The sequence below is a fragment of the Methylobacterium isbiliense genome (assembly GCF_022179325.1).
Classification (GTDB): domain Bacteria; phylum Pseudomonadota; class Alphaproteobacteria; order Rhizobiales; family Beijerinckiaceae; genus Methylobacterium; species Methylobacterium isbiliense.
The window spans coordinates 32,414-53,583 of sequence record NZ_BPQQ01000008.1 but is presented as its reverse complement, the minus strand read 5'-3'; the positions used below and the strand labels follow the sequence as shown (position 1 = coordinate 53,583).

General features: G+C 73.4%; 23 protein-coding genes. 9 read left to right on the top strand and 14 right to left on the bottom strand.

The genetic code is table 11. The features are described 5' to 3' along the window. Window positions 1–60: 60 nt before the first annotated feature. Both MFF61_RS03770 and MFF61_RS03765 read left to right on the top strand, forming a co-directional pair. Complete coding sequence (locus MFF61_RS03770; RefSeq protein ID WP_238233782.1) at window positions 61–1,371, top strand: YeaH/YhbH family protein; 1,311 nt, start codon at window positions 61–63, stop codon at window positions 1,369–1,371. 64 nt (window positions 1,372–1,435) lie between these two features. Next, window positions 1,436–3,019: a SpoVR family protein gene (locus MFF61_RS03765; protein WP_238233781.1), complete on the top strand. Its 1,584-nt coding sequence runs from the start codon at window positions 1,436–1,438 to the stop codon at window positions 3,017–3,019. A gap of 202 nt (window positions 3,020–3,221) precedes the next feature. Here MFF61_RS03765 and MFF61_RS03760 read toward each other — a convergent pair whose 3' ends face one another. From MFF61_RS03760 to serB, 5 genes are all read right to left on the bottom strand, one after another. Then, window positions 3,222–3,539, bottom strand: a complete 318-nt coding sequence (locus tag MFF61_RS03760) for a DUF1476 domain-containing protein (protein WP_238233780.1) — start codon at window positions 3,537–3,539, stop codon at window positions 3,222–3,224. Window positions 3,540–3,619: 80 nt separating this feature from the next. Then, entirely contained in the window at window positions 3,620–4,132 is a 513-nt protein-coding gene (locus MFF61_RS03755; protein ID WP_238233779.1) for a tyrosine phosphatase family protein, read from the bottom strand. Window positions 4,133–4,137: 5 nt separating this feature from the next. Then, entirely contained in the window at window positions 4,138–4,761 is a 624-nt protein-coding gene (locus tag MFF61_RS03750) for a YfbR-like 5'-deoxynucleotidase (protein WP_238233777.1), read from the bottom strand. Beyond that, entirely contained in the window at window positions 4,758–5,399 is a 642-nt protein-coding gene (locus tag MFF61_RS03745; RefSeq protein ID WP_238233776.1) for a DNA-3-methyladenine glycosylase I, read from the bottom strand. The genes MFF61_RS03750 and MFF61_RS03745 overlap by 4 nt, the downstream gene beginning before the upstream one ends. A 44-nt stretch (window positions 5,400–5,443) precedes the next feature. Next, window positions 5,444–6,340 carry a phosphoserine phosphatase SerB gene (serB, locus tag MFF61_RS03740; protein WP_238233775.1) on the bottom strand — a complete coding sequence of 299 codons (897 nt, stop codon included), beginning with the start codon at window positions 6,338–6,340 and terminating at the stop codon, window positions 5,444–5,446. Between the two features lie 40 nt (window positions 6,341–6,380). Here serB and miaA point away from each other — a divergent pair, with 40 nt between their 5' ends. Then, window positions 6,381–7,289, top strand: a complete 909-nt coding sequence (miaA, locus tag MFF61_RS03735) for a tRNA (adenosine(37)-N6)-dimethylallyltransferase MiaA (protein ID WP_238233773.1) — start codon at window positions 6,381–6,383, stop codon at window positions 7,287–7,289. Window positions 7,290–7,599: 310 nt separating this feature from the next. On the opposite strand, the gene MFF61_RS03730 is transcribed toward miaA, so the two are convergent. Both MFF61_RS03730 and MFF61_RS03725 read right to left on the bottom strand, forming a co-directional pair. Next, window positions 7,600–8,466: an NAD(P)-dependent oxidoreductase gene (locus tag MFF61_RS03730; RefSeq protein WP_238233772.1), complete on the bottom strand. Its 867-nt coding sequence runs from the start codon at window positions 8,464–8,466 to the stop codon at window positions 7,600–7,602. Between the two features lie 147 nt (window positions 8,467–8,613). Next, window positions 8,614–9,474, bottom strand: a complete 861-nt coding sequence (locus tag MFF61_RS03725; RefSeq protein ID WP_238233771.1) for an ABC transporter substrate-binding protein — start codon at window positions 9,472–9,474, stop codon at window positions 8,614–8,616. A 150-nt stretch (window positions 9,475–9,624) separates the two neighbouring features. Between MFF61_RS03725 and MFF61_RS03720 the strand changes: the two genes are divergently transcribed. After that, the gene (locus MFF61_RS03720; protein WP_238233770.1) at window positions 9,625–11,193 is read left to right on the top strand and encodes a methyl-accepting chemotaxis protein; all 1,569 of its coding nucleotides are present in this window, start codon (window positions 9,625–9,627) and stop codon (window positions 11,191–11,193) included. 34 nt (window positions 11,194–11,227) lie between these two features. On the opposite strand, the gene MFF61_RS03715 is transcribed toward MFF61_RS03720, so the two are convergent. Further along, the gene (locus tag MFF61_RS03715) at window positions 11,228–11,956 is read right to left on the bottom strand and encodes a sigma-70 family RNA polymerase sigma factor (protein ID WP_238233769.1); all 729 of its coding nucleotides are present in this window, start codon (window positions 11,954–11,956) and stop codon (window positions 11,228–11,230) included. Window positions 11,957–12,152: 196 nt separating this feature from the next. Then, on the bottom strand, window positions 12,153–13,487 hold the full coding sequence (locus MFF61_RS03710) for a globin-coupled sensor protein (RefSeq protein WP_283205963.1): 1,335 nt from the start codon (window positions 13,485–13,487) through the stop codon (window positions 12,153–12,155). 384 nt (window positions 13,488–13,871) lie between these two features. On the opposite strand from MFF61_RS03710, the gene MFF61_RS03705 reads away from it, so the two are divergent. Continuing rightward, window positions 13,872–14,168, top strand: coding sequence for a hypothetical protein (locus MFF61_RS03705; protein ID WP_238233767.1), 297 nt, complete (start codon window positions 13,872–13,874; stop codon window positions 14,166–14,168). Window positions 14,169–14,232: 64 nt separating this feature from the next. Here MFF61_RS03705 and MFF61_RS33825 read toward each other — a convergent pair whose 3' ends face one another. Next, window positions 14,233–14,367 (bottom strand): hypothetical protein, encoded by a 135-nt coding sequence (locus MFF61_RS33825; RefSeq protein ID WP_283205962.1) that lies wholly within the window; start codon window positions 14,365–14,367, stop codon window positions 14,233–14,235. Between the two features lie 244 nt (window positions 14,368–14,611). On the opposite strand from MFF61_RS33825, the gene ykgO reads away from it, so the two are divergent. From ykgO to MFF61_RS03685, 4 genes are all read left to right on the top strand, one after another. Beyond that, window positions 14,612–14,737, top strand: a complete 126-nt coding sequence (gene ykgO, locus MFF61_RS03700; RefSeq protein ID WP_015932380.1) for a type B 50S ribosomal protein L36 — start codon at window positions 14,612–14,614, stop codon at window positions 14,735–14,737. An 80-nt stretch (window positions 14,738–14,817) separates the two neighbouring features. After that, the gene (locus MFF61_RS03695) at window positions 14,818–15,426 is read left to right on the top strand and encodes a hypothetical protein (RefSeq protein ID WP_238233766.1); all 609 of its coding nucleotides are present in this window, start codon (window positions 14,818–14,820) and stop codon (window positions 15,424–15,426) included. 24 nt (window positions 15,427–15,450) lie between these two features. Then, complete coding sequence (locus MFF61_RS03690; protein WP_238233835.1) at window positions 15,451–16,488, top strand: alpha/beta fold hydrolase; 1,038 nt, start codon at window positions 15,451–15,453, stop codon at window positions 16,486–16,488. 103 nt (window positions 16,489–16,591) lie between these two features. Then, a complete protein-coding gene (locus MFF61_RS03685) occupies window positions 16,592–16,801 on the top strand; it encodes a hypothetical protein (RefSeq protein ID WP_238233765.1) in 210 nt (69 codons plus the stop codon). A 49-nt stretch (window positions 16,802–16,850) separates the two neighbouring features. Here the strand turns inward: MFF61_RS03685 and pyk are convergent, their stop codons facing one another. The 4 genes from pyk to MFF61_RS03665 form a co-directional block, all read right to left on the bottom strand. Then, window positions 16,851–18,287 (bottom strand): pyruvate kinase, encoded by a 1,437-nt coding sequence (pyk, locus tag MFF61_RS03680; RefSeq protein WP_238233764.1) that lies wholly within the window; start codon window positions 18,285–18,287, stop codon window positions 16,851–16,853. 154 nt (window positions 18,288–18,441) lie between these two features. Further along, complete coding sequence (locus MFF61_RS03675; protein WP_238233763.1) at window positions 18,442–18,894, bottom strand: DUF1036 domain-containing protein; 453 nt, start codon at window positions 18,892–18,894, stop codon at window positions 18,442–18,444. Next, window positions 18,866–20,173, bottom strand: a complete 1,308-nt coding sequence (locus MFF61_RS03670) for a glycerate kinase type-2 family protein (RefSeq protein WP_238233762.1) — start codon at window positions 20,171–20,173, stop codon at window positions 18,866–18,868. The genes MFF61_RS03675 and MFF61_RS03670 overlap by 29 nt, the downstream gene beginning before the upstream one ends. A gap of 37 nt (window positions 20,174–20,210) precedes the next feature. Continuing rightward, entirely contained in the window at window positions 20,211–21,164 is a 954-nt protein-coding gene (locus MFF61_RS03665) for a DMT family transporter (RefSeq protein WP_238233761.1), read from the bottom strand. Window positions 21,165–21,170: the final 6 nt, after the last annotated feature.

Genomic DNA, 21,170 nt, shown 5'->3' with positions numbered 1-21,170 from the left:
GCGGGTGATGCCGGATGCCGCCCGGTAGGGTAGGATGGGCGTGATCGGAAACGTGGTCTGATGCACATTATCGACCGACGCCTCAATCCGGGCGGCAAGAGCTTGGCGAACCGGCAGCGCTTCCTGCGGCGCGTGCGCGACGTGGCGCAGCGCGCCGTGCGGGAGGCGGCGCGCGACCGGGACATCCGCAACATCGACAAGGAAGCGAGCGTCACCGTCCCGGCGGACGGCGTGCGCGAGCCGAAATTCGTGCGCTCCCCCGGCAGCGGGGTGCAGAACCACATCCTGCCGGGCAACAAGACCTACGTGGAGGGCGACACGATCGAACGCCCGCCGCGCGGTCAGTCGGGCGGCGGCGGCGGCCAGGCCGGGGAGGGCGGCCAGGACAGCGAGGATTCCTTCCAGTTCGTGCTCACCCGGGAGGAGTTCCTCGAACTCTTCCTCGAAGACCTCGAACTGCCGGACCTCGCCAAGCGGCGCCTCGCCGTGGTCGAGACGGAGGCGCTGCGCCGGGCCGGCTACATGGTGTCGGGCTCGCCCGCCAACCTCGCGCTCACGCGCACGCTGCGCAACTCGCTGTCGCGGCGCATCGCCCTCAAGCGGCCGAAGGCCGACGACCTCGCCGCCCTGGAGGCGCAGGTCCGGGAGATCGAGGCCCGCGACCCCGACGCGCCCGAACTCGCCGACCTCCTGGCGGAGCTGGAGCGGGTGCGCACCCGCTCGCAGCGCATCCCCTACATCGACCCGATCGACCTGCGCTACCGGCGCTTCGAGGCCTATCCGCGCCCCGTGGCCCAGGCGGTGATGTTCTGCCTCATGGACGTCTCGGGCTCGATGACCGAGCACATGAAGGACCTCGCCAAGCGGTTCTACATCCTGCTGCACATCTTCCTGGTGCGACGCTACAAGCACGTCGAGATCGTCTTCATCCGCCACACCGACCAAGCCAAGGAGGTGGACGAGGAGACGTTCTTCGGCTCGCGCGAGACCGGCGGCACGCTGGTCTCCTCGGCCCTCGTCGAGATGAAGCGGATCGTCGCCGAGCGCTACAACCCCGAGGACTGGAACATCTACGCCGCCCAGGCCTCGGACGGCGACAACGTGTCGAGCGACTCGACCACCTCGCAGGACCTGCTGCGCTCGGCCATCCTGCCGGCCTGCCAGCATTTCGCCTACCTGGAGGTCGGCGACGAGACCGGGCCGCGGGCGGGCTTCGTCGAGCACCGCACCACCCTGTGGCGGACCTACGAGCCGGTGTCCAAGACCAATCCCGTGCTCGCCATGCGCAAGGTCAACCACCGGCGCGACATCTACCCGGTCTTCCGCGAGCTGTTCGCCCGCAAGGCCGGGCAGGAGACGGCGGCGCCCTGAACACCCCTGACGGGGCGGGCCGGGGAGAGCGGTCCGCCGGAGGATACGAGAGGTCCAGGCTCCGATGAGTTCAGCCCCGAGCGGGACGACCCGGCTCGCCAGCCCCGCCCTGATCCGGACGGGCGAGCCCCTGTTCACCGGAAACGACTGGGACTTCGACACCATCCGGCGCATCCACGACGCCTGCGAGGCGGTGGCCGGGCCGGAACTGGGGCTCTCCTGGTACCCGAACCAGATCGAGATCATCACCGCCGAGCAGATGCTCGACGCCTACGCGTCGATCGGCATGCCGCTCTTCTACAAGCACTGGTCGTTCGGCAAGCACTTCGCCCAGCACGAGGCCGGCTACCGGCGCGGCCTGATGGGGCTGGCCTACGAGATCGTCATCAACTCGAATCCGTGCATCTCCTACATCATGGAGGAGAACACGGCGACGATGCAGACGCTGGTGATCGCGCACGCCGCCTTCGGGCACAACCACTTCTTCAAGAACAACTATCTGTTCCGGCAGTGGACGGATGCCGAGGGCATCCTCGACTATCTCGACTTCGCCAAGCGCTACATCTCGCGCTGCGAGGAGCGCTACGGCCACGGCGCCGTCGAGGCGGTGCTGGACGCCGCCCACGCGCTGATGAACCAGGGCGTCCACCGCTATCCGCGCAAGAAGCGTCCCGACCTCTCCTCCGAGCAGCGCCGCGAGCGCGAGCGCAAGGAGCACCAGGAGAGGATGTACAACGACCTCTGGCGCACGCTTCCCGCCAAGGCCAAGACCGACAAGCCGGACCTGTCGGTGGAGCGCCGCCGGGCGCTGCTCGAACTGCCCCAGGAGAACATCCTCTACTTCCTAGAGAAGGCCGCGCCCCGGCTGCGGCCCTGGCAGCGCGAGATCCTGCGCATCGTCCGCCATGTGGCGCAGTACTTCTACCCGCAGCGCCAGACCAAGGTGATGAACGAGGGCTGCGCCACCTACTCGCACTACCGGATCATGACCCGGCTCTCCGAGACCGGGCGGATCAGCGAGGCGGCCTACCTCGAGTTCCTGCAATCGCACACCAACGTCATCCGCCAGCCGACCTACGAGGACCGGCATTACGGCGGCCACAATCCCTACGCGATCGGCTTCGCCATGATGACGGACATCGCCCGCATCTGCACCGAGCCGACCGAGGAGGACCGGGCGTGGTTCCCGGACATCGCCGGCTCCGGCGACGCGATGGGGGTGCTGCGCGACGTCTGGGAGAACTATCGCGACGAGAGCTTCATCGCGCAGTTCCTCTCGCCCCGCCTGATGCGCCAGCTGCGGCTCTTCCACGTGGTGGACGATCCCGACCAGCCGGAATTGCGGGTCGAGGCGATCCACGACGAGCGCGGCTACCGGCGCCTGCGCCGGGCCTTCGCGCGCCAATACGACGTGGCGTGGCTCGACCCCGACATCGAGGTGATCGACGTCGACCTGGAAGGGGACCGCAAGCTGATCCTGCATCACCGGGTGCTCAACCGCGTCCTGCTGCAGAAGGACGAGGCGCACCGCGTGCTCCAGCACCTCGCCGACCTCTGGGGCTACGACGTGGTGCTCAAGGAAGTCGACCCCGCCACCGGCACCGTGCTGAAGGAGCACACTGCGAGCGCGCGGCCGACCTTCTTCTGAGACCGGCAGTCATTGGACATGACCGCCGGTTCGGTGCTCGATTGGTCGCCAGATCTCTGATTTGACGTCGAACCATCGAGATGCCTCAACGGCCCCCTCGATCCCGGGCTTGCCCGGGATCGGGATCGATGCGTCGGCTTCCCGGGCTTGCCCGGGATCGAGATCGACGCGTCGGCATCCTGGGCCGTTGGTGTGAGACCCTTCAGGCCGCCCTGACCTCCCGGGCCGCTTCGGCGGCGCAGCGCGCGACGAGGCCGGGCAGGTCGCGCACCTCGACGCCGCGGGCGTCGAGATCGGCGCGCAGCCTTGCCACCAGGGCCTCGTCGGTGAGCGGGATCGCCACGGTTTCGACGAGGCGGCGCGTGTACTCCTCGGCCTCCGCCTCGCTCAGCCCGATCCGCCGGGCGATCCAGGTCCCGATCATCCGGTTGCGTCGCACCAGGGCGAGAAACCGCAACTCCTCCTCGTGCGCGAACAGCCTCTCGAAGGCCCGCTCGCGCTCCTCGAACAGCGTCGTCATGGCCAGCTCCGCTCCGGTCCGGATCCAGCCATGCTACGCCGATCCGGCGCACGCGCCAGGGTGCGGGCGCCGGCGGGCCATCACTCGATCGCGAGGCAGAACGGCTCCCCCTCGAAGGCGTCGGCGCCGCGCCCGATCGCCGCGATCGCCGCGACCATCCGGCCGTCGCGGCCCAGAACCTCGTCCGCCACCGCGACGAGGCGGCGGTTCGGGGTGGCGGAGGGCGACAGCCGGCGCAGGCGCTGCGCCAGCTCTGCCTCGTCCCGGTCCGGATGGAGCGCGCAGGCCGCGATGTAGGCCGCCGCCGTCGAGCGGCTGATCCCGGCATAGCAGTGCAGGACCAGCGGCCGCGCCCGGTCCCAGGCGCGCAGGAAGGCCAGGAATTCCTCCACATGCGGCCGCTCGGGAAGGACGTGGTCCAGCGTCGGCGCCGAGATGTCGCTGATCCCGAGGATCAGGTGGTCGTCCGCCCGCACGGTGGCGGGGCGCCGGACCACCGTGCCGCGGGTGACGAGGGTGACGACGTGGCTGGCGCCGACCGCGGCCACGGTCTCGGGCAGGCGCGAGAGGGAGCAGACGTGGAGGGTCGGCACGGCGGTCAGGCCTCTGTGCAGGCGGGCGGGCGCACGGGAGATGCCGCGAGCGCGTGGAAACGGGCAAGGAAGCGGTCCTGCGCCTCGGCGGTGGGCCAGGGGACGAGGAGCGCATCGAGTGCGGCGGGCAGGGGCTCGGGCCGGCCGAACACCTTCAGGGCCTCCGCGCGCGAGAAGCCGGCGAGCCGCGTGGCTTCGAGGAAGGCGGCGAGCCGGTCGGCCCGCTTGATCAGCCGCTGCATCGCGGCGGCCGGCTGGGCGCTGAGACCGAAGCGCAGCCGGATCGCCGCGAGCAGCCGCAGTTCCACCGCCTTGTAGGAGTCGCCGATCGCCGCCTTGAAGGGCGAGATCATGTCGCCGATCACGTATTCGGGCGCGTCGTGCAGCAGGAGGTCGAGCCGCTCGGGCGCGCTCGCCTCCGGGCAGAAGCCCGCGCCGATCGCCTCGACCAGGAGCGCGTGCTGGGCCACCGAGAAGACGTGCGGCCCCAAAGTCTGGCCGTTCCAGCGCGCGACCCGGGCCAGCCCGTGGGCGATGTCGCCGATCTCGACATCGAGCGGGGAGGGGTCGAGGAGGTCGAGGCGGCGGCCCGAGAGCATGCGCTGCCATGCGCGCGGCGGCCGGCTCATGCGGCGGGGCCGGAGCGCGCGGCATGTCCCCTGGGGCCGGGCAGGGCCGCGCAGGGTGCGTGGCGGCAGCAGCCGACGAGGTGGTCGTTGACCATGCCCACCGCCTGCATGAAGGCGTACACGATGGTGGGGCCGCAGAAGCCGAAGCCCTCGGCCTTGAGCGCCTTCGAGAGGCGGCGCGACACCTCGGTCTCGGTGGCGATGTCCGCCCGGTCGCGGGCGGATCCCTGCAGCGGCCGCCCGTCCACGAAGTCCCACAGGAAGGCCGAGAAGCCCGGGCCGCGCTCCTGGATGGCGAGGTAGGCGCGGGCGCTCCGCACCGTACCGACGATCTTGGCGCGGTTGCGGATGATGCCGGAATCGGCCATCAGCGCCTCGACCTCGGCCTCGCCGAACCGGGCGATGATCTCGGGCTCGAAGCCCCGGAAGGCGCGCCGGAATCCGTCGCGGCGGCGCAGGATGGTGATCCAGGACAGGCCGGCCTGGAACCCGTCGAGGATCAGCTTCTCGAACAGGGCCCTGTCGTCGAGCTCCGGCACGCCCCATTCGGTGTCGTGATAGGCGACGTAGAGCGGGTCGAGGCCCGGCCACCAGCAGCGGTCGTGCCCGTCGGGATGGGAGATCAGTCCGGTCGCCATGATGCGCAGGGTGCGGGAGCGGGGCGAACGACGACGGCCGCGGCTCAGGCCACGAACTCGGCCGCGGCGAAGCCCTGGAGGTAGAGAAGGGCCGTGAGGTCCCCGTGCTGCACGCGGGCCTGCGCCGCCGCGGCCACGGCGGGCTTGGCGCGGAAGGCGACGCCGAGCCCGGCCTCCTCCAGCATGGCGAGGTCGTTGGCCCCGTCGCCCACCGCGAGCGTCTCGGCGGGGGCGAGCCCGAGGCGGTCGCGCAGCTCGATCAGGGTGGCGCGCTTGGCATCGCGCCCGACGATCGGCTCCTCGACCCGGCCCGCGAGGCGCCCGTCCGCCACCACGAGGCGGTTCGCCCGGTGCTCGTCGAACCCGATCCGGGCCGCCACCGGCCCGGTGAACAGCGTGAACCCACCCGAGACGAGACACGCATAGGCGCCGTGCGCCCGCATGGTCTGCACCAGCGTGCGGCCGCCCGGCGTCGGCGTGATGCGCTCGGCGATCACCTCGTCGATGGCGCCGACCGGCAGCCCGTCGAGAAGGGCGACCCGCTCGCGCAGGGCCGGCTCGAAGGCGATCTCGCCGCGCATCGCCCGCTCGGTGATCGCCGCGACGTGGTCCTTGAGCCCGACCCTGTCGGCGAGTTCGTCGATGCATTCCTGCTCGATCATGGTGGAGTCCATGTCGGCCAGAAACAGGCGCTTGCGCCGGTGGGCGTCGGCCGGGCGCACGGCCACGTCGATCGGCTCGTCGCCGAGGGCGTGGCGCAGCCGCTCCGCCAGGGCCGGCGCGGATTCGGGCGCGCCCGGGACCAGCACCTCGGCGGCGACCTCGCCGTGCAGGATGCGGGGCTGGTGCTCGGTCGCCAGCACCCGGCGGGTCTCGGCCAGGACCGCGTCGGTGATGGCGGGGCGCGCGGGGTTTGCTATCAGGGTCGCCACAAGGGTCATCACGGCACTCGTCTGGCCCGGCACGGCGTCGGGAGCGACAATGGTGGGGCGTCAGGCGATCCTCATCGCAGGGCCGACCGCCTCGGGCAAGTCGGCGCTGGCGCTGGCGCTCGCCCGCGCGCGGAACGGGGTGGTCATCAACGCCGACTCGATGCAGGTCTACGGCGACCTGCGCCGGCTCACCGCCCGGCCGAGCGAGGCCGAGGAGGCGCAGGCGCCCCACCGCCTCTACGGGCAGGTGGACGGGGCGGTGAACTACTCGGTCGGCCACTACCTCGCGGATGTCGAGGCGGTGCTGGACGAGACCTGGGCGGCGGGGCGCCTGCCGGTGCTGGTCGGCGGCACCGGGCTCTACTTCAAGGCGATGCTGGAGGGCCTGTCCGCGATCCCGCCCGTGCCCGAGGCGGTGCGGGCCGCCGTCCGGGCGCAGGCCGAGGCCCGCGGGACCGCCGCGCTCCACGCGGACCTCGCCCGGCGCGACCCGGATGGGGCGGCGCGGATCGCGCCTGGCGATCGCCTGCGGGTGCTGCGCGGCCTGGAGGTCCTGGCCGCCACCGGCCGCCCGCTCGCGGCCTTCCAGGGCACCCGCCGGCCGGGGCCGCTGGCCGGGTTCGCGTGCGAAAAAATCTTCCTGGTGCCGGACCGCGCGGCCCTGCGCGCGCGCATCGACGCGCGCTTCCTCGCCATGATGGAGGAGGGCGCCCTCGACGAGGTGCGGGCGCTGCGGGAGCGGCGCCTCGACCCGATGCTGCCGGTGATGCGCGCCCACGGGGTGCCGGGGCTGATCGCCTTCCTCGACGGCGCGCTCCCGCGCGAGGAGGCCGTGGCGCGGGGCCAAGCGGATACCCGCCGCTACGCCAAGCGGCAGGTGACGTGGTTCCGGCACCAAGTGGGCGAGGGGTGGCGCTGGCTGGCGCCGGAGGACGCAGCCAGGCTGGCGGGCGGCTGAGACCGCGCCGGCCCGACGGCCGATGGGGCGCGCCCTATTGCCGGCTCATCAGCCCGTCGACCGTTCCGATGCCGGTGACGATCAGCATGCAGACGAACCCGGCGGCGACCACGTAGGTGATGAGCTTGGTGAAGGCCATCGTTGCTCCTGACTGACGTGCGGCGACCAGACTCCTCGAGGACAGAACCCTCAAGGACGACGAACCGGACCTTGCGGAGCGGTCACCGCTCACCTGGGTAACGTGCGCCGCAGCATTCGGTTCGCCGGGGCGCACACTCGCCGACATCAGGGGCAGGGAGCGGGCCGCGTGCTACTTCTCCAGGCGCGCGATCAGGCTCGACGTGTCCCAGCGCCCGCCGCCGAGCGTCTGCACCTCGGCGTAGAACTGGTCGACGAGGGCCGTCACCGGCAGCAGCGCCTTGTTGTGGCGGGCCTCGGCCAGCACGATCGCGAGGTCCTTGCGCATCCAGTCGACCGCGAAGCCGAAGTCGAACCTGTTCTGGTTCATGGTGCGGCCGCGGTTCTCCATCTGCCAGGAGCCGGCCGCGCCCTTGGCGATCACGTCGAGCACGGCCTCGATGTCGAGCCCGGCGCGCTTGCCGAAGTGGATCCCCTCCGCGAGGCCCTGCACCAGCCCGGCGATGCAGATCTGGTTCACCATCTTGGTGAGCTGGCCCGAGCCCGCCGGCCCCATCAGCCGGCACGAGCGGGCGAAGGCCATGATGACCGGCTCGACCCGGGCGTAGATCTCGGGATCGCCGCCGCACATCACCGTGAGCACGCCGTTCTCGGCGCCGGCCTGCCCGCCGGAGACCGGCGCGTCCACGAAATCGAAGCCGCGCTCGGACGAGGCCGCCGCGAGTTCGCGCGCCACGTCCGCGGAGGCGGTGGTGTGGTCCACGAAGACCGCGCCCGCGCGCATGGCCGGGAAGGCGCCGTCCGGACCGAGCGCGACCTGGCGCAGATCGTCGTCGTTGCCCACGCAGGCGAAGACGATCTCCTGGCCGGCGGCGGCCTCGGCGGGGGTGGCGGCGCTGCGGCCGCCATGCGCGGCGACCCAGGCCTGCGCCTTCTCGGCCGTGCGGTTGTAGACCGTGACCTCGTGGCCCTTGGCGGCGAGATGGCGCGCCATCGGCGCCCCCATCACGCCGAGACCGAGAAACGCGACCTTCGCCATGCTGATTCCTCCCTGCCCGCCCGGTACGCCGGGCGGCCCCGTGTAGTGAGGGCATGGCGTGGCCGTCAAACGGCCAAGCCTGCGGCCATCGAACGGCAAAGCCTGCGGCCGTCGAACGGCCGCTCACGCGCGGCCGCGCCGGTCGCGCTACTTCGTGTCGAAGGGCAGGTACTTGGCGCGGATGCGGTCGTAGGTGCCGTCCGCGACGATCGCCGCGAGCGCCCGATCGAAGGCATCGCGCAGGTCGGTGTCGGACTTGCGGAAGGCGGCGCCGATGCCTTCGCCCAGCAGCGGGTCCCCCGGGGGAGCGTCCCCCACGAGCCGGCAACAGGCGGCCCCATCCGGCAGTTCGAGGATGCGCCACAACGCGAGCTTGTCGCCGAACACGAGGTCGAGGCGGCCGAGCCGCAGGTCGTAGCCGGCATCCCGCAGGGTGTCGAAGCTGCGGATGTCCGCCTCGGGCGCGCGCGCCTCCAGGTAGGCGAGCTGGGGCGAATGCGCGGCGGTGCCCACCGCGCGGCCCTTCAGCGAGGCCGGATCGAGCCGGTCCGCCACGGCGTCGCGCCGCGCCATGAAGGCGGAGGGGATGCGGTAATAGGGCCGCGAGAAGGCCACCCGCGCGCGCCGCTTCGGCGTGATCGCGAGCGAGGCCATGATGGCGTCGTACGCACCGGCCTCCAGGCCCTTGATGATGCCGTCCCACTGGTGGAGCACGATGGTGCAGGTGAGCTTGGCCGCGGTGCAGAGCGCCTGCGCAAGCTCGACCTCGAACCCTGCCGGCTTGCCGTCCTCGACGTAGTTGAAGGGCGGCTTGCCCCCTTCCGTGGCGATGCGCACCGGCGAGGGCAGCGGATCGGCGCGGGCCGGGATCGCCGCGGCGGCGAGGACGACGAGGAGGCCGCCGAGCCGGGAGGCGCTCCGCCGGGGCGGCCTGCCGGCCCGGAGGGACCGGACCGCCCCGTCGATCCGCAGGGTGGCGCAGGTTCTGGTCGGCAGACCGTGGGGCACGGCGGGGGACCCTCGCCACTCGGGGCTGGCCGTTCCTTGCCACGCTTGGCCGCACCGGTGCAACACCGCGCGCGGCGCGGCGCCGTCATCCCGGCCGGGCCGGCCGCAGGGTTAAGCCGGCCTTAAGGGGGTGTGGCGCCCAATCGCGCCATGCGCCGGATCGACCGCTCCCGCATTGCCCCGGGCCATCACAGCCCCGCCGACGCCTCCGCGGCGCGCGCCGATCCGGTCCGTGCGGGCCGGGACGCGATCGCGCTGGTGGAAGCGGAGGTCGCGCGGGCCGCCGGCGCGGCGCGACCGGCCGCGGCGGCCGGCGCCGTGGCGGATCTCGCGCGGGCGGCCGACCGCGTCGCCGAGGGCTGCGGCAGCCTGTCGGGCGAGGGCGCGGGCGCCGGCGAGGTGCTGGCGCAGGCCGGACGCCATCTCGGCCTCGCGCGCCTGCACTGCGGCGAGGCCGCCCGGTCCGCCCTGCCGCTCGCGGAGGCGGCGGGCGAGATCGACGCGCTCGCGGCGGCGTTCGCCGGCGTGGCGCGGCGCGCCCATCTGGCGGCCCTCCAGGCCACCGTCGAGGCGGCCCGGCTCGGCGAGGCCGGCGAGGGGATCGTGCAGCTCGCGCAGGCGGTGCGGGCCCTGTCCGCCGAGGGCAGCCGCACGGCCGCCTCCCTGCGCGGCCTCGGCGACCGGGCGGGCTGCGCCGCGGCCGCGATCGAGGCGGCGCGTGCCGCCGAGGCCCTGGTCGGCGGCCTGGGGCCGGTGCTCGACACGCTCAACGCCGCGAGCCGCGGGCAGGCGCAGACCGCCGCCCATCTGGCCGCCGAGGCCGCCGCGATGGCCGGCACCCTCGGCACGCTCGCGGAGGCCGGGGCGACGGGGGAGACGGACGGGCTGGGATCACGGGTCGTGGCCGCCCTGCGCCAAGCCGAGATCGGCGACCGCCGGATCCACGACCGCTACCCCGTGGACCTGCCGGCCCGGGTGGGCACCTTCGGCGTCGGGCGGATCCTCGACCTCGGCCGCGGCGGGCTCCTGCTCGCCCCGCCGGAGGGCCTGCGGCCCGCCGCGGGCACGCCGCTCGCCCTGGCGGTGCGGCCCCTCGGCCCGGTGCGGGTGAGGGTGGCGGGAGCGAGCGCGCGCGGGCTGCACTGCGCCTTCGCGGAGCCGGTCCCCGAGGCGGTGCGGCAGGCGATGGCGCGGATCGAGGCGGAGCATCGGCCGCTGGTCGCGGCGGCGCAGGCCGGTGCCGCGCAGGTCGGTGCGGCGCTGGAGGCCGCCATCGCCGCCGGGCTCCTCGGCCGCGATGCGCTGTTCGACGAGGCCTACCGGCCGCTGCCCGGCACCGACCCGCCACGCTACCTCACGGCGGCGCTGCCGGCCCTGGAGGAGATCCTGCCGCCGGTCCTGGAGCCGCTGCTGATCGGGGACGAGCGCCTCGCCCATTGCTTCGCGGTCGACCGCAACGGCTACGCGCCGGTGCACAACCGCCGCTTCTCGCAGCCGCCGCGCCCGGACGACCCGGCCTGGAACGACCGCCATTCCCGCCACCGCCGCTTCCACGACGATCCCGCGGGCCTCACCGCGGCCCGCTCGAACCGGCCCTTCGTGGTGCAGATGTGCCGCCCCGAGGGCCGCAGCCGCCCTCTGATGCTGCGCGAGATCGCGGCACCGATCCGCGTCCACGGCCGCCACTGGGGAGGCTTGCGGATGGGCTACCGGCTGTAGCCGGGACCAAGACCGGGGCCGGCGCGGCCGGGTCTCAGCGCGGCATCCGGGCCGGGCTCGCGGACATCACCGAGCGGATCAGCGCGTCCCCGTCGAGATCCTGGCCGGTATAGCCGAGCTGGGCGGCGAGCTGCGTGCGGGCGCGCGAGACCCGGCTCTTGATGGTGCCGATCGCCACGCCCATGATCTGCGCCGCCTGCTCGTAGCTCACCTCCTGCACGCCCACGAGGATCAGCACCTCGCGCATGTCGGGGCGCAGCCGCCCCAGTGCCGTCTGCACCTCGGCGAGGCTGATCCCGTGGTCCTGGCGGGGCGCCACGGCGAGCGTCGCCGCGTACTGGCCGTCGTCGTCCTCGACCTCCCGCGACCGCTTGCGGCGCAGGGAGTAGAAGATGTTGCGCATGATCGTGAACAGCCACGCGTCGAGGTTGCTGCCGGGCTGGAAGCGATGCTGGTTCTGCCAGCCGCGCAGCACCGTCTCCTGCACGAGATCGTCCGCCTCGGCGGAGCGGCCCGCGAGGCTGAGCGCGAAGGCGCGCAGGGAAGGCAGCGCCCGCATCAGCCCGGCATGGAAGGCCCGCGCATCCGCGTCGGACTGCTCGGCGAGGGCCTGGGTCAGCCGGCCCAGCAGGGCGGCGAGCGGTGCGGACAGCTCCTCGCTCTGGTGCGCGGCGTAGAGGTCGCGCAGCAGATGGCCGAGGTGATCGCGCACGGGCTCGGCCAGCGACACGGGGGCGGCGGCTTCGTCGAAGGAGCGGAGCAAGGAACCTCCCACCATACTATACAGGAGTACTGATCCCGGCAGGTATGGCGGGCCCGCTTGACGTCAAGGAGGGCGAGTTCCGTCCCCGGCATCGGCAGGGCTGGGCCACCCTGTCGCAGTCCTCGCGGGAGACGGACGGGCGGCGGGGCGGCGGCCGTCGTCGCGGGTGCCGTGCGCGGCCCGGCATGGGAGGAGTTCACGCGGCCCGGGCGGTCTCCAGGAAGCGGTCGATGTCGGCGCGCAGCCGGGCGAGTTGCGTCCCGAGCGTCGCCCGCGCGGCGACCACGCCCTGCGCCGCCGACGCGGCCGAGGCGGTCGAGCCCCGCAGGGTCTCGATGGTGCCCGCCACCTCCTGCGTGTTCGTCGCGGTCCGCTGCACGGTCAGGGCGATGTCCGAGGTGACGGCCGTCTGCTCCTCCACGGCCGCCGCGATGGCGGTCGCGATGGCGCTGACGTCGCCGATCACCCGCACGATCTCCTGGATGTCGGCCGCGCTGCGCAGGGTCGCGTCCTGGATCGCGCCGATGCGCGCGCCGATCTCCGTGGTGGCCTTCGCGGTCTGGCCGGCCAATTCCTTGACCTCGGTGGCGACCACGGCGAAGCCGCGGCCCGCCTCGCCGGCCCGCGCCGCCTCGATCGTCGCGTTGAGGGCGAGGAGGTTGGTCTGCCCGGCGATCTGGTTGATGAGATCGACCACCTGGCCGATCCCGCGCGCCTGCTCGGCCAGCCCGCTCACCGTGCGCTCGGTGCGCTGCGCGCTCTCGACCGCCTGCCGGGCGACCTCGGCGGAGCGGCCGGCCTGCGTGCCGATCTCGCGCACCGAGACGGCGAGTTCCTCGGCGGCGGCGGCGCCCGCCTGCATGTTGGAGGAGGTCTGTCCGGCCGCGCTCGCGACGGTGTCGGCGATGCCGCCGGCCTCGGCGGTGGCGGCGTCCAGCGTCGCGGCACTCCGCGCCAAGTCGTCGCCGGCCGCGCCCGACACCGAGAGGCTGGCCTGCACCGCCTCCGAGAAGGTCGCGATCGCCCCCGACAGCACCTGTCCCTTGCGCTGGCGCTCCTCGACCAGCATGTCCTGGTAGACCGAGATGGCGAAGTCCATGTCGAGCATCACCACCTTGTTGAGGGCCGCGACCTGCCGGGCGAGCCTCCGGCGCCCGCCCAACCCCGCCCGCTCCGACAGGAGCCGCACCAGCTCGTTCAGCACGAAGGCGTAGCCGCCGATGTACCAGCGCGGCTCCAGCCCGATCGTGTGGTGGACGCGGCCGATGCGCCGAATGCCGGCGACGTAGTCGGCGTCGAACCGCCCGCTGAACAGACGCTCCCAATGCGAGGATTGCGCCGTCACGAGCCGGTCCTGCTGCCGGCCGATCATCGCCGCGAGATGCGGCACCGCCGTCATCTTGGTGTAGAACCGGGCCAGCACCTGCGGCAGGGCAGGCCCGATGACGGCCCACAGCTGTGGCAGTTCCGACACCGTGGTTCGATCAATTTCGAGGAACGCCAAACGTTCCGACACTGAATCATCGCTCATTTTCACAGGCCATTGGACGGTATTCGCCTGATAATTACTGCATAAATTGTGTTAATGATGTATTTTAACTTGATAGCTGTGTGCCTATTTCGTGATCGGCCGATCGGACTAAGCCGCCAGAACGAGCCCGCCGCGGCCGCCGCCCCACGGCCGGACCATGCAATCATCCCGACACACTCGGCGGCTAAGCATCATTCGCCGAGGCGGTCATCGATTCGGCGAAAATGGTTCAACATCAAAAGCTTAAGCAGAATTGTCGCGTGCCTTTCCGCTGACGGCCGGGGCCGTGCCGGATTCCGGTCGGTGCCATCGCGCACCGCACGGGCAACGACGCCCGTGCCCCTTTCGCCGCCGACAGGGCGGGCGCATCCAGGCGAGGTCAGAATGAGCACTGTCGTCACCCGGCGCGTCGCGCTGGCGATCCAGGCCCAGGACAGCCTCCGCGAGGTCCCGCTCGGCATCGACGAGGCCGCGGCCGAGGACCTCGCCCGGGCGGCGATCGCCGCGTACGGCGATGCCCTGGCGGAGGCCGGGCTGGCGATCGTGCCGCTCGCCACCGTCAAGGCGTTGCAGGCGCGGGCCGGCCGGAGCCTGGAGCGCACCGGCCACGACGGCGCGGGCCGCGAAGTGGTCCGGGCGCGGCTCAGCCTCTACCGCTCGCTGGGGGGCCGCAAGCCGTGAACGGCCGCGCCACCGCCAACGGCGGCGCGGGCCTCCCGGGCCGGCGCGCCGGCCCGGAGCGCGTTCAGCTGACCAGTGACGACAGAATGACCGCTACCGCACCCCCGGCGGCGGCGAGGCCGAGCAGCACGACGCTGCTGAGCTGATCCACCGTGTCGACGCTGGGGCCCTGCCTGTGCTGGGAATCGTTGCCGGCCATGATCTCTCCTCCCGTGCCGCGCCCCTGCGGGCGCCGCAGAATCAAGGCGACCCGGGCCGATCGGTTGCACGGTGGTGCCATTGACTTTTCGGGCCGCGGAGGTAAACGCCACCGCACCACGGGCGGTGCTGCGCGTCGCCCGACCCCGGCGTTCGGCCCGAAAAGGCCGACGATGGCCGGCCGTTCCGTTCAACCCCGCCAGGCGCCGGCCGGAGCCGGCCGAGACCCGCGAGACCGTAGTCCCATGAAGATCCGCAATTCGCTGAAGTCGCTGCGCGGCCGGCATCGCGACAACCAGATCGTGCGCCGCAAGGGCCGCGTCTACGTCATCAACAAGACGCAGAAGCGCTACAAGGCCCGCCAGGGCTGAGGGCAGGGGGATGCGTCCCCCTTTCGGCCGCGGCAAGCCATCGCGTTGACCGCATCGCGGCTGCATCCGACGATGAGGCCATGCGCCGCCTCACCGTCGCCCTGACCCTCATCGCCGGGCTCGCCTTCGCCGCACCGCCGGCCGGGGCCGCCGGCCCGGAGCAGGGTGCCGCTCCCCAGGGCGCCGCTCCCAAGGAGGCGCCCAAACCGCCTCCCACGCTCGACGACCTCTTCGCCCGGCTCAAGGCCGCGAAGGACGACCCGGAGGCCCGCGGCGTGGCGCAGCTCATCGAGCGCCGCCTCGACCGCTCCGGGAGCGACACGGTCGACCTCCTGGCCAGCCGCGCCGGACAGGCCCTCAAGGACAAGGACACCGCGCTCGCCGTCGAATTGCTCGACCGGGTCGTGACCCTGGAGCCCGGCTGGGCCGAGGGCTGGAGCCGCCGCGCCACCGCCTTCTACCTCCTCGACGATCAGGCGAGCGCGCTCGCCGACCTCAACCGCGCGCTGCGGCTGGAGCCGCGGCACTTCGAGGCCTGGGCCGCGCTGGCCCACATCTACATGGCGAGCGACGACAAGGTCCGGGCGCTCGCCGCCTTCCGCAAGGCGCAGGACCTCTACCCCCGCATGGGCAAGCTGCGCGAGGCGATCGAGCGCCTCGCCCCCGACGTCGACGGCCGCGACCTGTGATCCGGGCCGGGCGTGCCCCGCACGATGCCGGGCGATGAGCGGCGCGGGCTGCGGCGGGCCGCGCGCGTGCTGACGCTCCTGGCGGCCGCCACGCTCGGCCTCGTCGCCACCCTGATCGCGTTGGCCGCCCTCGCCACCTGGATCATCACGCTCCAGGTCGAGGCGCGCTATCCCCCGGCCGGGCGGCGCGTGCCGGTGGTGGGCGGTCACCTCGCGGTGCTGGAGGCCGGCCCCGGCGAGGGGCAGCAGAGCCGCGGCACGGTGGTGCTGCTCCACGGCGCCTCGGCGAACGGCATGGATCCCATGCAGGCCTTCGGCCGCCGGCTCGCCGGCCGGGGCTTCCGGGTGCTCGCCCTCGACCGGCCGGGCTTCGGCTGGAGCGACCGCCTCGCCGGGGCCGAGGCCGCCTCGCCCGCCGTGCAGGCGCGGCTGATCGCCGAGGCGCTGGAGCGGCTCGGCGCCGGGCCGGCCCTGGTGGTCGGCCATTCCTGGGGCGGGGCGCTCGCGGCCAGCCTCGCGCTCGACACGCCGCAGCGGGTCTCGGGCCTCGTGCTCCTCGCCCCCGCCCTCTATCCGTGGCCGGGCGGCACGGTGTCGGGCTATGCGGGCTGGTACCGCTCCCCGGTCGGGCGGGTCCTGATGTGGCTCGCCGCGCGCACGATCGCGGCCCCGCTCGGCCTGCGCTATCTCGACCGTTTCGCCGAGGTGGTGTTTCGCCCGCAGACCCTGCCGCCCGACTATCTCGACGGTGCGCGGGTGCCCCTGGTGCTGCGCCCCGCCACCTTCCTGGCGAACCTGCAGGACCTCGACGGTCTCCACGCCTTCCTGGAGCGGCAGAGCCCGCGCTATCCGGAGATCGCCGTCCCGACCGCGATCGTGGCGGGCGACATCGACCCGATCGTGCGTACCGAGGTTCACGCCGCCGCGATGGCGCGCGCGGTTCCGGGCGCGACGCTGACGGTGCTGCCGGGCATCGGCCACATGCTGCACTACACGGCGACGGACGCGGTGGTGGCGGCGGTGGAGGAGGTGGCGGCGCGCCGGCGGGTGGAGGCCGAGTGAGTCCGATCCCCCGCGAGGCCGGGTCCCGCCCCCTCGCGCTCCGGTCGCCGCCGGCGTAGGCTCGGGCCGTCACGTCGACGCCCAGCAGCCGGAGGATGATCCTATGGCTTACTTCGTGGTGTCCCAGACCATCTTCGAAGAGGGCAGAGCCGCGAAAGCCGCCGGCAGGCCCCATACGGATGATCCCTACCGCGCCGGATCGCAGGACAGCGCCGACTGGCTTGCCGGCTACACCGCCGACGAGGCGGGTGCGGACGGCGAGGAGACCGGCCCGGCCGGGACGGTGACGGGCTCCGGCGCCCGCCGGCACTGACGGCCGGAGGCGCGCGGCACGGATCGGCCCCGGGGCCGGCGCGGGTGCGTCACGCCTTGGCGGCGTGCTCGCGGGTCACCTGGGCGATGCGGATCAGGTTGGTCGCGCCCGGCGTGCCGAAGGGCAGGCCCGCCACCACGATCACCCGGTCGCCGACCTGGGCGAAGCGCTCGCGCACCGCGAACTTGCAGGCGCGGAACGACATGTCGTCGATGTCGCTGGCGTCGTTGGTGACGATCGGGTGGGTGCCCCAGGCCAGCGCGAGGCGCCGCGCCGTCTCGCGCTTGGGCGTCAGCGCAATCACCGAGGCGTTCGGGCGGGCGCGGGCGAGGCGCAAGGCCGTGGAGCCCGAGGCGGTCCAGGCCATGATCGCGTCGAGGTTGAGCGTGTCCACGATCTGGTGGGCGGAGGCCGCGATCGCGTCCGAGGCGGTGGCCTCGGGGGCGGAGCGCTGCGCGGCGATGATCGACCAGTAGATCGCGTCGCGCTCCACCTGCTCGGCGATCCGGTTCATGGTCGCGACCGCCTCCACCGGGAAGGCGCCGGAGGCGCTCTCGGCCGAGAGCATCACGGCGTCGGCCCCCTCGTAGACCGCGGTCGCCACGTCCGAGACCTCGGCCCGGGTCGGGACCGGCGCGGTGATCATCGATTCGAGCATCTGGGTCGCCACCACCACGGGCCTGCCGAGACGGCGCGCTCCGCGGGTGATGCGCTTCTGCACGCCGGGCACCTGTTCGAGCGGCATCTCGACCCCGAGATCGCCGCGCGCGACCATCAGCCCGTCCGACGCCTCCATGATGGCATCGAGCCGGGCGAGCGCCTGCGGCTTCTCGATCTTGGCCATCACCAGGGCGCGGCCTCCAGCGATGGCCTTGACCTCCGCCACGTCCTCCGGGCGCTGCACGAAGGAGACGGCGATCCAGTCGACGTTGGCGGCGAGACCCGCTTCGAGGTCGAGGCGGTCCTTTTCGGTCATGGCGGCGACCGGGATGGTGGTGTCGGGCAGCGACACGCCCTTGCGGTTCGAGATCCGCCCGCCGACGAGGACGCGGGTGACGACGCGGTCGGGCGAGGCCTCGGTCACTGACAGGCGCAGCTTGCCGTCGTCGATCAGCACCGTGTGGCCCGGCTCCAGGGAGGAGAGGATCTCCGGATGGGGCAGGTGGACCCGCGTGGCGTCGCCCGGCGCCGCGTCGCCGTCGAGCACGAAGGTCTGGCCGCTCTCCAGCAGCGCGGCGTCCTGCGCGAAGCGGCCGACCCGCAGCTTCGGCCCCTGCAGGTCGAGCAGGATGGCGATCGGGCGGCGCAGCCGCTGCTCGATCGCCCGGATCACGCCGACGCGCTCGATCAGGCGCTCGCGCGGCAGGTGGCTCATGTTGAGGCGGAAGACGTCGGCCCCGGCCTCGAACAGCTTCTCGATCACCTCCGGATCCTCGGAGGCCGGCCCGAGGGTGGCGACGATCTTGGTGCGGCGGGCGCGCTTCATGGGGGCGATTCCGGCGGCGGGGCTCCGTGCCTAGTTTCGTTCGCGCCCGGTTGCAACGGACGGACGGGGCTGCAGCCCGCGGTTTGGCCTAAAGACCTCTGCACCCGCGCGCCCCGTCCCCGGAATCCGGCACGGGAGGCGCGGGCGGCCGGCGTCACGGCGTCGGCCGCCCCGGATCGGTGAGCTGGATGGTCCAGCTCTTCTGCTCGCCGGTATCGACCTCGAAGAAGCCGTTGCGGTCGTAGCCGCGGGCGAGGCAATCCTCGACGCCGCGGATGGTGAACTCGCGGTCGCGGGTGCACATCAGCGAACGCCCGCTCCACTCGCCGCCGCGGTCGTAATCCACCGCGAAGACGTAGTAGTAGCGCGCCGCGAGCGCGCCCTTGAGCAGGGTCTCGCAGGCCTTGGCGGAGAGGTTCCACCAGCCCTCCGTCACCCAGCCGCCGGGGTCGCGGTAGCCCAGCGCGACGCCGATGCGGCTCCCCGTCATGTTGCACATGCGCAGGTCCGCCCGCGCGGGCGAGGCCGCCAGCACGCCGCCCGCGAGGGCGAGACCGAGGAATGCGGCGCGCCGGCGCTCAGCCGACCAGGATGATCCGGCAATCATTGACGTTGGTGCGGGTGGGGCCGGGCCGGACGAGGTCGCCGATCCGCTCGAAGAAGGGGGTGGAATCGTTCCCGGCCAGGCTCACGCGCGGGTCGAGCCCCGCCGCGGCGGCACGCGCCAGCGTGGTCTCGTCCACCAGTGCGCCGGCCGGGTCGGTGGCCTCGCCGCGCCCGCCATCGGTGCCGTCGGTGTCGGCCGAGAGGCCGGCGATGCCCGCCGCGCCGTCGAGGGCGACGGCGAGGGCCAGGGCGTATTCCTGGTTCGGCCCGCCCTGGCCCTCGCCGCGGATCGTCACCGTGAGTTCGCCCCCCGAGATCAGTGCGACCTTGCGGCCCTCGGCGGCCATCTGGCGGGCGATCGCGGCGTGTTCGGCGGCGACCTCGCGCGCCTCGCCTTCGAGGTCGGCGCCGAGCATCACGGGCTCGTAGCCGGCGGCCGCGGCCGCGGCGGCCGCCGCGTTCAGGGCGTCGACAGGCCGGGCGATGATGCGGAACGCGGTATGGGCGAACAGCGGGTCGCCGGGCTTGGGGCTCTCGTTGGCCGGGTCGTTCAGCAGCGCCTCCGCGGCCGGGGGCAGGGGAATGCCGCGCTTGGCGCAGATGGCGCGGGCATCCGACAGGGTCGTGGGGTCCGGCACGGTCGGCCCGGAGGCGATCACCGCCGGGTCGTCGCGGGGCACGTCCGAGATCGCGAGCGTCAGGAGCCGGCCGGCATTGCGGGCGGCGAGGGCGAGCCGCCCGCCCTTGATGCGCGAGAGGTGCTTGCGCACGCAGTTGATCTCGTCGATCGCCGCGCCCGAGCGGAGCAGCGCCTTGGTGATCCCCTGCTTCTCGGCCAGCGTGAGCGCGCCCGCGGGCGCGATCCAGTTCGCCGAGCCGCCTCCCGAGAGGAGCACCAGCACGAGATCGTCCGGCCCGGCCCCCGCCGCGAGGTCGAGGCTGCGGCGCGTGGCGTCGATGCCGGCTTGGTCCGGCACCGGATGGCCGGCCTCCACCACCTCGATCGCGCCCGCGGGCTCGCCGTAGCCGTGCCGGACCACCGCTTGGCCAAGGAGGCGGTCGGGGGTCAGGCCGTGCGCCTCGCGGTAGTGCCGCTCGGCCACCGCCGCCATGCTGGCGCCCGCCTTGCCGGCGCCCAGGATCACCAGCCGGCCGGCGGGCGGCGGCGGCAGTTCGGGCACGAGGCAGCCGCGCGGATGGGCGGCGGTGACGGCGGCGTCGAGGAGGCGCAGCAGGAGCGCGCGGCGCTCGTCGGCGGCCGGGGAGGGGGTGGCGGTCACGGGCGGATCCTCGCTTGTCGTCCGTCTGGGGGTGTGGTCAGCGGCGGCGCGGGCGGGCGACCGCGATGCCGAGGAAGATCAGGGCGCCGCCGAGCGCCTGGGGCAGGCTCAGCGCCTCGCCGAGCACGAGCCAGCCGAGGGCGGCCGCCGCCACCGCTTCGAGGAAGATCACGAGCGACGAGAAGGCGGCGGGCAGGCGCCCGAGCGCCACCGAGAGCAGCCCCTGGCCGCCTGCGTGGCTGAGCAGCGCCAGCGCCACCAGGCCGGCGAGCCCGGTGGCGGTCTGCGGCAGGACCGACCGCGTCTCGGCGGCGAGCACGATGCCGAGCAGCGCCAGCGCGGTGACGCAGGAGGCCACGAAGGTGACGCGGGCCGCTCCGAGGCCGCGCGCCCGGGCGCGCTCGACGGCCAGGAAGTAGAGGGCGAAGAACACCGCCGTGACGACGCCGTCGCGGTCGCCCGCGAGCCGGGCCGGATCGACCTGGACCGACTGGCCGATCAGCGCCGCCCCGCCCGCGAGGCAGAGGCCGAGGCCCGCGAGCGTGCGCGCGGCGGGACGCCGCCCGAGCCCGACCCAGGCGAACAGCACCACGAAGACCGGCGCCGTGGTGGCGAAGAAGGTGGCGTTGGCGACCGTGGTGCCGAGGATGGCCCGGTGCCAGAAGACGAGGTCCCCCGCGAAGGCGAGGCCCGCCAGGAGGGCGGCGGGCGCGAAGGCGGCGCGCACCAGATGCGGCCGGGCCGCCTCCTCGATCCGCATCCAGGCGTAGAGGGCCGGCAGCGCCAGGACGACGCGCCAGAAGGCGCTGGCGAAGGGGCCGACCTCCGGGCTCACCACGCGCACGAGCACGGGCGAGACGCCCATCGCCACGGCGCCGAGAAACAGGGCCGCGAAGGCGAGGCCCATCCCCTCCGCCGCGGCGGGTCCGGCTCCCTGGGGAGCCGCCCGCGAGCCGGGGGCGGCCAGGTCGGGCAGGGAGGGTCGGGACATGGCGGC

Coding starts and splice junctions, on each gene's coding strand:
- MFF61_RS03770 (WP_238233782.1), top strand. CDS start 61: ATGCACATTATCGACCGACGCCTCAATCCGGGCGGCAAGAGCTTGGCG.
- MFF61_RS03765 (WP_238233781.1), top strand. CDS start 1,436: ATGAGTTCAGCCCCGAGCGGGACGACCCGGCTCGCCAGCCCCGCCCTG.
- MFF61_RS03760 (WP_238233780.1), bottom strand. CDS start 3,539: ATGACGACGCTGTTCGAGGAGCGCGAGCGGGCCTTCGAGAGGCTGTTC.
- MFF61_RS03750 (WP_238233777.1), bottom strand. CDS start 4,761: ATGAGCCGGCCGCCGCGCGCATGGCAGCGCATGCTCTCGGGCCGCCGC.
- MFF61_RS03745 (WP_238233776.1), bottom strand. CDS start 5,399: ATGGCGACCGGACTGATCTCCCATCCCGACGGGCACGACCGCTGCTGG.
- serB (WP_238233775.1), bottom strand. CDS start 6,340: ATGACCCTTGTGGCGACCCTGATAGCAAACCCCGCGCGCCCCGCCATC.
- miaA (WP_238233773.1), top strand. CDS start 6,381: ATGGTGGGGCGTCAGGCGATCCTCATCGCAGGGCCGACCGCCTCGGGC.
- MFF61_RS03730 (WP_238233772.1), bottom strand. CDS start 8,466: ATGGCGAAGGTCGCGTTTCTCGGTCTCGGCGTGATGGGGGCGCCGATG.
- MFF61_RS03720 (WP_238233770.1), top strand. CDS start 9,625: ATGCGCCGGATCGACCGCTCCCGCATTGCCCCGGGCCATCACAGCCCC.
- MFF61_RS03710 (WP_283205963.1), bottom strand. CDS start 13,487: ATGAGCGATGATTCAGTGTCGGAACGTTTGGCGTTCCTCGAAATTGAT.
- MFF61_RS03705 (WP_238233767.1), top strand. CDS start 13,872: ATGAGCACTGTCGTCACCCGGCGCGTCGCGCTGGCGATCCAGGCCCAG.
- MFF61_RS33825 (WP_283205962.1), bottom strand. CDS start 14,367: ATGGCCGGCAACGATTCCCAGCACAGGCAGGGCCCCAGCGTCGACACG.
- ykgO (WP_015932380.1), top strand. CDS start 14,612: ATGAAGATCCGCAATTCGCTGAAGTCGCTGCGCGGCCGGCATCGCGAC.
- MFF61_RS03695 (WP_238233766.1), top strand. CDS start 14,818: ATGCGCCGCCTCACCGTCGCCCTGACCCTCATCGCCGGGCTCGCCTTC.
- MFF61_RS03690 (WP_238233835.1), top strand. CDS start 15,451: ATGCCGGGCGATGAGCGGCGCGGGCTGCGGCGGGCCGCGCGCGTGCTG.
- MFF61_RS03685 (WP_238233765.1), top strand. CDS start 16,592: ATGGCTTACTTCGTGGTGTCCCAGACCATCTTCGAAGAGGGCAGAGCC.
- pyk (WP_238233764.1), bottom strand. CDS start 18,287: ATGAAGCGCGCCCGCCGCACCAAGATCGTCGCCACCCTCGGGCCGGCC.
- MFF61_RS03675 (WP_238233763.1), bottom strand. CDS start 18,894: ATGATTGCCGGATCATCCTGGTCGGCTGAGCGCCGGCGCGCCGCATTC.
- MFF61_RS03665 (WP_238233761.1), bottom strand. CDS start 21,164: ATGTCCCGACCCTCCCTGCCCGACCTGGCCGCCCCCGGCTCGCGGGCG.